Source organism: Alsobacter ponti, assembly GCF_024294805.1.
GTDB classification, from domain to species: Bacteria; Pseudomonadota; Alphaproteobacteria; order Rhizobiales; family Beijerinckiaceae; genus Alsobacter; species Alsobacter ponti.
On record NZ_JANCLU010000019.1, the window covers coordinates 97,004 to 103,943 of the forward strand.

Sequence of the window (6,940 nt, forward strand, 5' to 3'; positions counted from 1 at the left end):
GCGGCGTCTCTATCGCCGCGGGGGCCGGCGCTTGCCCAATCCTGACCGCTTCGCCGGGGCGTCGCGGCCTCTCGTTTCCTCTCGTGCCCCGCCGCCGTTCCCGCCGCCATCCGGCGGCCTCCCAGCCTTCAGGTTGACTCCGCGAACGAGCACTTGTACGACATAACCATACAGTTACAAGCCGCCGCACGGCAAGTCCCGCGGCGTCGAGGGGGAAGCGAAGGGAGCAGGCGACCATGACAGGCGCAATCCATGCGATCCGCGAGCCCTTGCCGCGCGGCCTCGCCATCCCCGTCCATCCGTCGACGCCTTGTTGCGAGGGGGTCGCGCCGTGACCTTGGCCGTGCGCGAAAGCGCGCCGGCGACCTCTCGCCGCATCGCCCGCAAGGTGCTTGGGCATGACGCCGGGGCCTATCTCTTCCTCGCCCCGTGGCTGATCGGCATCTTCGTGCTGACCGTCGGGCCGGCGCTCGGCTCGCTCTATCTCTCCTTCACGCGGTTCGACCTCATCACCGAGCCGCGCTTCGTCGGCCTCGCCAACTATACGCGCATCTTCACCAACGACGCCAAGTTCCTGGCGGCGATGAAGGTGACCTTCACCTACGTGCTGCTCGCCGTGCCGCTGAAGCTGATCTTCGCGCTGTCGGTGGCGATCGTGCTCAACAAGGGGCTGCGCGGGCTCACCGTCTATCGCGCGCTGTTCTACCTGCCGTCGCTGCTCGGCGGCAGCGTCGCCATTGCGGTGCTGTGGCGCAAGATCTTCGCCAAGGATGGCCTGTTCAACGACGTGCTGTCGACCTTCGGCATCGACGGCGTGAGCTGGATCGGCGACCCCGACTACGCGCTCTACACGCTCGTCGTGCTCAGCATCTGGCAGTTCGGCTCGCCGATGATCATCTTCCTCGCCGGGCTGCGGCAGATCCCGCAGGACCTCTACGAGGCCGCCAGCCTCGACGGCGCCAGCAAGCGCCGGCAGTTCTGGAAGATCACGCTGCCTTTGCTGACGCCGATCATCTTCTTCAACGCCATCATTCAGACCATCGAGGCGTTCAAGGCGTTCACGCCGGCCTTCATCATCTCCGAGGGCACGGGCGGGCCGGTGAACTCGACGCTGTTCTACACGCTCTACCTCTTCCAGGAGGCATTCAGCTATTTCCGCATGGGGTACGCCTCGGCGCTGGCCTGGATCCTGCTCGTCATCATCGCCTGCTTCACGGCGGTGTCGTTCATCTCCGCGCGCTACTGGGTGCACTATGAAGAGTGACGCCGCCGCCCACGTGCCGGGCACGCCGCGGCGCGGCGCGTTCGGCTCTCTCGCCACCCACGCCGTGCTGATCGGCGTGTCGCTGGTGATGGTCTATCCGCTGCTGTGGATGATCGCGAGCTCGCTCAAGCCCGACAGCGAGATCTTCAACTCCGCCTCGATCTTCCCCGCCCATCCCAACCTCAGCGCCTACGCGCGCGGCTGGTACGGGCTGAAGGTGAGCTTCGGCAAGTTCTTCACCAACTCGGCGGTGATCGCCGTGCTGGCGGTGATCGGCAACGTGATGTCGTGCTCGCTGGCCGCCTACGCCTTCGCGCGGCTGCGCTTCCGGGGGCGCAATTTCTGGTTCGCGATCATGCTCGGCACGCTGATGCTGCCGTACCACGTGACGCTGATCCCCCAATACGTGCTGTTCCTCAACCTGGGCTGGGTCGACACCTTCCTGCCGCTGGTCGTGCCGAAGTTCCTCGCCGCCGACGCCTTCTTCATCTTCCTGATGGTGCAGTTCTTCCGCGGCATCCCGCGCGAGCTGGACGAGGCGGCGATCATGGACGGCTGCGGGCCGTGGCGGATCTACTGGAAGATCATGCTGCCGCTGGCCGTGCCGGCGCTGGCGACCGCGGCGGTGTTCTCGTTCATCTGGACGTGGGACGACTTCTTCGCGCCGCTGATCTACCTGAACGACATGGAGTCCTACACCTTCCAGGTCGGCCTGCGGACCTTCGTGGACTCCAGCGGCCAGTCGGACTGGAGCGGCCTGTTCGCCATGTCGGTGGTGGGGCTGGTGCCGATCTTCGTCATGTTCATCTTCTTCCAGCGCCTGCTGATCGATGGCATCGCCACGACGGGCATGAAGCGCTGATCGCGCAGCGCCGCGAAGCAACGGGAGCGTCGCCTTGGCCTCAGTCGAACTCAGGAACATCAAGAAGCGCTTCGGTGACGTGGAGATCATCCACAACCTCGATTTGCGCGTGGAGCCGGGGGAGTTCACCGTCTTCGTCGGCCCTTCGGGCTGTGGCAAGTCCACGCTGCTGCGGATGATCGCGGGGCTGGAGGAGATCACCGCCGGCGACATGAAGATCGACGGGCAGCTGATGAACGACGTGGCCGCCGCCAGCCGCGGCATCGCCATGGTGTTCCAGTCCTACGCGCTCTACCCGCACATGAACGTGTTCAAGAACATGGCCTTCGCGCTGGAGACGGCGCGCTTCCCGAAGGCGGAGATCGAGCAGCGCGTGCGGCGGGCGGCGCAGATCCTGCAGATCGAGCACCTGCTGCAGCGCAAGCCCAAGCAGCTCTCCGGCGGCCAGCGCCAGCGCGTCGCCATCGGCCGCGCCATCGTGCGCAACCCGCGCATCTTCCTGTTCGACGAGCCGCTGTCCAACCTCGACGCCGAGCTGCGCGTGCAGATGCGCGTCGAGATCGCCAAGCTGCACCGCGACCTCGGCACGACGATGATCTACGTCACCCACGACCAGGTCGAGGCGATGACCATGGCCGACAAGATCGTCGTGCTGCGCGCCGGGCGCATCGAGCAGGTCGGCACGCCGCTGGCGCTCTACAACGAGCCCGCCAACCAGTTCGTCGCCGGCTTCATCGGCAACCCGAAGATGAACCTGCTGAAGGCCGAGCTGGCCGACGCGGGGCCGGGCAGGGCGCTCGTCAACGTCGCCGGCAAGCCCATCGACGTGCCGCGCCAGCTCGTCGAGCAGCACCGCGGCGCCGTCACCTTCGGCATCCGGCCCGAGCATATGGAGCTGGGCGGCGCGGGGCTGACGCTGGGCCCGGCGCGCGTGCAGGTGGTCGAGCAGCTCGGCGGCGAGACGCTGATCTACGCCGAGCTCGCCGACGGCCAGCCTCTGACGCTGCAGATGCAGGGCCAGAAGCGCGTCCTCCCGGGCGAGACCGTGGAGGCGAGCTTCGATCCGGCGCAGTGCCATCTCTTCTTACCGGAGGGCCGGTCGCTGTGCTGACCGGCGCTTTCCGCTAGCATGCGGCCGGGCCCGGGCCTGGCCGTCCGAAGCCAACACCGCCGAGGGCGGGTAGGGAGGAAACCATGGATATCACGATCGACCGCCGTTCACTGCTGAAAGCCGGCGCGGGCCTGGCCGCGCTGGGCGCCATGGGCGCGCCGTCCGCCTTCGCGCAGGCCGAGACGAAGCTGCGCATGTACTGGTGGGGCTCCAAGGAGCGCGCCGACCGCACCTTCGCCGCCAACAAGCTCTACACCGACAAGAACAAGAACGTCTCCATCGAAGGCGAGACGCTGGGCTGGAACGACTACTGGACCAAGCTCGCCACGCAGGTCTCCGGCCGCAACGCGCCCGACCTGATCCAGATGGACTACCGCTACATCTTCGAGTACGCCCGCCGCGGCGCGCTGCTGAACTTCGATCCCTACATGGGCAAGGTCCTGCAGATCGAAGACTTCGGCAAGGAGGCGACCGACGCCGGCCGCGTCGACAACAAGCTGTTCGGCGTCAACCTCGGCATGAACTCGATGGTCACGCTGGTGAACCGCTCCGTGCTGGACCAGCTGGGCTTCAAGGCGCCGACAACGGAGACGACCTGGGCGCAATTCGCCGAGATGGCGGCCGAGATCACCAAGAAGGCCAACCGCCCCGGCTTCTTCGGCGTCTCCGACGCGAGCGGCTACGAGCCCGAGTTCGAGGCGTTCTGCCGCCAGCGCGGCAAGGCGCTCTACACCGCCGACGGCAAGCTCGCCTTCACCGCCGAGGATGCCGGCGCGTGGTTCGACATGTGGGACAAGATGCGCCAGGCCAAGGCCTGCGTGCCGCCGGACGTCCAGGCTCTCTACAAGAACTCCATCGACACCAGCCCGGTGACGCTCGGCAAGTCGGCCATCGACTTCGCACACTCCAACCAGCTCGTCGGCTTCCAGGCGCTCAACAAGGAGAAGGTCGGCATCGCCCCGCTGCCGAATGCCGGCGCGGGCGGCAAGCCCGGCCAGTACCTCAAGCCCTCGATGCTGTGGAGCGTCTCGGCGCAGTCCAAGAACCCCGAGGAAGCGGTGAAGATCGTCAACTTCTTCGTCGCCAGCCCCGAGGGCGCGGCCGCCATCGGCCTGGAGCGCGGCGTCCCGGCCTCGGCCAAGATCCGCGCCGCCCTGCTGCCGGAGCTCGACGCGCTGGGCAAGGAGACGGTCGACTACATCTCGCTGATGTCCAAGCATGTCGGCGCGCTGCCGCCGCCGCCGCCGAAGGGCGCGGGCGAGATCGAGTCCGTGCTGCGGCGTGTCTCCGAGGAGATCGCCTTCGGCAAGGTCAAGATCGCCGAGGGCGCCAAGAAGCTGGTCGCCGAGGCCGACGACATCCTGTCGCGCGGCTGATCCCGGCCCGAGCATGACAAACGGCGGGCGCACAACGCCCGCCGTTCCCTTTCCCGCCGACGCCAACTTCCGGAAGAACCCCATGAGCGCGCTTCGCTTCGCCGTCATCGGCATCAATCACGATCACATCAACGGCCAGACGAAGTGCATGCTGGACGCCGGGGCCGAGTTCGTCGGCTTCCACGCGCCGGAGGACGAACTTGCGGCGCAGTTCTCGGAGCGCTTCCCGGGCGTGCCGCGCATCGCCGACAAGCGCCGCATCCTGGAGGACAAGTCGATCCAGCTCGTGGTCAGCGCCTCCATCCTCGACGAGCGCGCCCCGCTCGGCATCGAGGTGATGCGCCACGGCAAGGACTTCATGTCCGACAAGCCCGGCATGGTGTCGCTGGAGCAGCTCGCCGAGGTGCGCAAGGTGCAGGCCGAGACGAAGCGGATCTATTCGATCTGCTACTCGGAGCATCTGGAGCAGCGCTCCACCGTGAAGGCCGGCGAGCTGGTCCATTCCGGCCGCATCGGCCGCGTCGTGCAGACGGTCGGGCTCGGCCCGCACCGCATCCGCAAGCCGCAGCGGCCCGAGTGGTTCTTCGACCGCAAGCGCTATGGCGGCGTCCTCACCGACATCGCCTCCCACCAGTTCGAGCAGTTCCTGTTCTTCACCGGGGCGGCCGACGCGCAGATCCTGTCGGCGACGGTCGGCAACCTCGCCAACCCCGACAAGCCCGGCCTGCAGGACTTCGGCGACGTCCACCTGCGCACCGGCGACATGACCGGCTACATCCGCGTCGACTGGTACACGCCGGACGGGCTGCCCGTGTGGGGCGACGGCCGCCTGACCATTCTGGGCACCGAGGGCTATGTCGAGCTGCGCAAATATGTCGACATCGCCGGCCGTCCGGGCGGCGACCACCTTTTCGTGGTCGATCGCAACGGCATCGAGCACATCGACTGCTCGCAGGTGGACCTTCCCTACGGACGCCAGCTCGCCAACGACATCCTGAACCGCACCGAGACGGCGATGCCGCAGGCGCGCTGCTTCAAGGCGATGGAGCTGGCGCTCACCGCCCAGGCGATGGCCGAGAAGGCCGGCCCGCTGACCCCCGCCCGCTGAGGAGGCCCACATGTCCGTCAAGAACGTCGCCATCGTCGGGCTCGGCATCGGCAAGTCGCACATCGAAGAGGCCTATTCGAAGCAGCCGGAGCTGTTTCGCGTCGCCGCCATCTGCGACCTCAACGAGGCGCGGCTCGCAGAGATCGGCGACGCCTACGGCATCGCGCGCCGCACGACCTCCTTCGACGAGGTGCTGGCCATGCAAGACATCGACATCGTCGACGTCTGCACCCCGCCCGGACTGCATTTCGAGCAGATCGTCGCCTCGCTGAAGGCTGGCAAGCACGTCATCTGCGAGAAGCCGCTGGTCGGTTCGCTGGCGCAGATCGACGAAGTGGCGGCGGTCGAGCGCCAGTCGCGCGGGCGCGTCATGCCGATCTTCCAGTACCGCTTCGGCAACGGCTTCCAGAAGGCCAAGCTGCTGGTCGACAGCGGCATCGCCGGGCGGCCCTACGTCGCCACGGCCGAGACGTTCTGGACGCGTGGGGCGGCCTATTACTCGGTGCCCTGGCGCGGCAAGGTCGCCACGGAGCTCGGCGGCGCGCTGCTCACCCACGCCATCCACATCCACGACATGCTGTGCGGCCTGATCGGCGACATCGAGTCGGTCGCCGCCGACGCCATCACCCGCGTCAACACGATCGAGGTCGAGGACTGCGCCGTCGCCGCCCTGCGCATGACCAACGGCGCGCTGGCGTCGCTGGCGGTCACGCTCGGCTCCTCGCGCGAGATGAGCCGGCTCCACATCGCCTTCGAGAACGTGACGATGGAGAGCTCTCACGCGCCCTATTCGCCGGGCGACGAGCCGTGGACCTTCATTCCGGCCAACGACGAAGCCAAGGCGCGCATCGAGGAGGCGTTCGCGTCGTTCGAGCCCGTGCCGCGCCGCTTCGCCGGACAGATGCTGCGCTACCACGCCGCGCTGGACGCGGGGACCGACTTCCCCGTCACCCTGGCCGACGCGCGCCGCTCGCTGGAGCTGATCACGGCGCTCTACGCTTCCTCCGACACCGGCCAGCGCATCCGCCTCCCCATCGCCGCCGGCCACGACCGCTACGCCAACTGGACGCGTCGGGGCTGAGGCGGGGCTCGCTTTTGGGGTTGCGGGCCTCCGGCCCGCACTTCCCCGGACCGGTGCAGCGAAGCGGAACCGGATCCGGCAACTGTATTTTTCGGTCAAGCGGATCGGTAGTCCTTCTGGTCTCGGAGCATGGCGTTG

The 6,940-nt window shown here is 67.5% G+C and carries 6 protein-coding genes; all 6 read left to right on the top strand.

Translation table 11 applies throughout. The annotated features are described in order from the left end of the window. Positions 1-376 precede the first annotated feature (376 nt). The 6 genes from NK718_RS17450 to NK718_RS17475 all read left to right on the top strand — a co-directional run bounded on the left by NK718_RS17450 (position 377) and on the right by NK718_RS17475 (position 6,802). The gene (locus NK718_RS17450; protein WP_254744907.1) at positions 377-1,264 is read left to right on the top strand and encodes a carbohydrate ABC transporter permease; all 888 of its coding nucleotides are present in this window, start codon (positions 377-379) and stop codon (positions 1,262-1,264) included. Next, positions 1,254-2,126 (top strand): carbohydrate ABC transporter permease, encoded by an 873-nt coding sequence (locus NK718_RS17455; RefSeq protein ID WP_254744876.1) that lies wholly within the window; start codon positions 1,254-1,256, stop codon positions 2,124-2,126. The genes NK718_RS17450 and NK718_RS17455 overlap by 11 nt, the downstream gene beginning before the upstream one ends. 34 nt (positions 2,127-2,160) lie before the next feature. Then, positions 2,161-3,237 carry an ABC transporter ATP-binding protein gene (locus tag NK718_RS17460; protein WP_254744878.1) on the top strand — a complete coding sequence of 359 codons (1,077 nt, stop codon included), beginning with the start codon at positions 2,161-2,163 and terminating at the stop codon, positions 3,235-3,237. Positions 3,238-3,320: 83 nt separating this feature from the next. Next, positions 3,321-4,613 (top strand): ABC transporter substrate-binding protein, encoded by a 1,293-nt coding sequence (locus tag NK718_RS17465; RefSeq protein ID WP_254744880.1) that lies wholly within the window; start codon positions 3,321-3,323, stop codon positions 4,611-4,613. Positions 4,614-4,695: 82 nt separating this feature from the next. Further along, positions 4,696-5,721, top strand: a complete 1,026-nt coding sequence (locus NK718_RS17470; RefSeq protein ID WP_254744882.1) for a Gfo/Idh/MocA family protein — start codon at positions 4,696-4,698, stop codon at positions 5,719-5,721. 10 nt (positions 5,722-5,731) lie between these two features. Continuing rightward, positions 5,732-6,802 (top strand): Gfo/Idh/MocA family protein, encoded by a 1,071-nt coding sequence (locus NK718_RS17475; RefSeq protein WP_254744884.1) that lies wholly within the window; start codon positions 5,732-5,734, stop codon positions 6,800-6,802. Positions 6,803-6,940 lie beyond the last annotated feature (138 nt).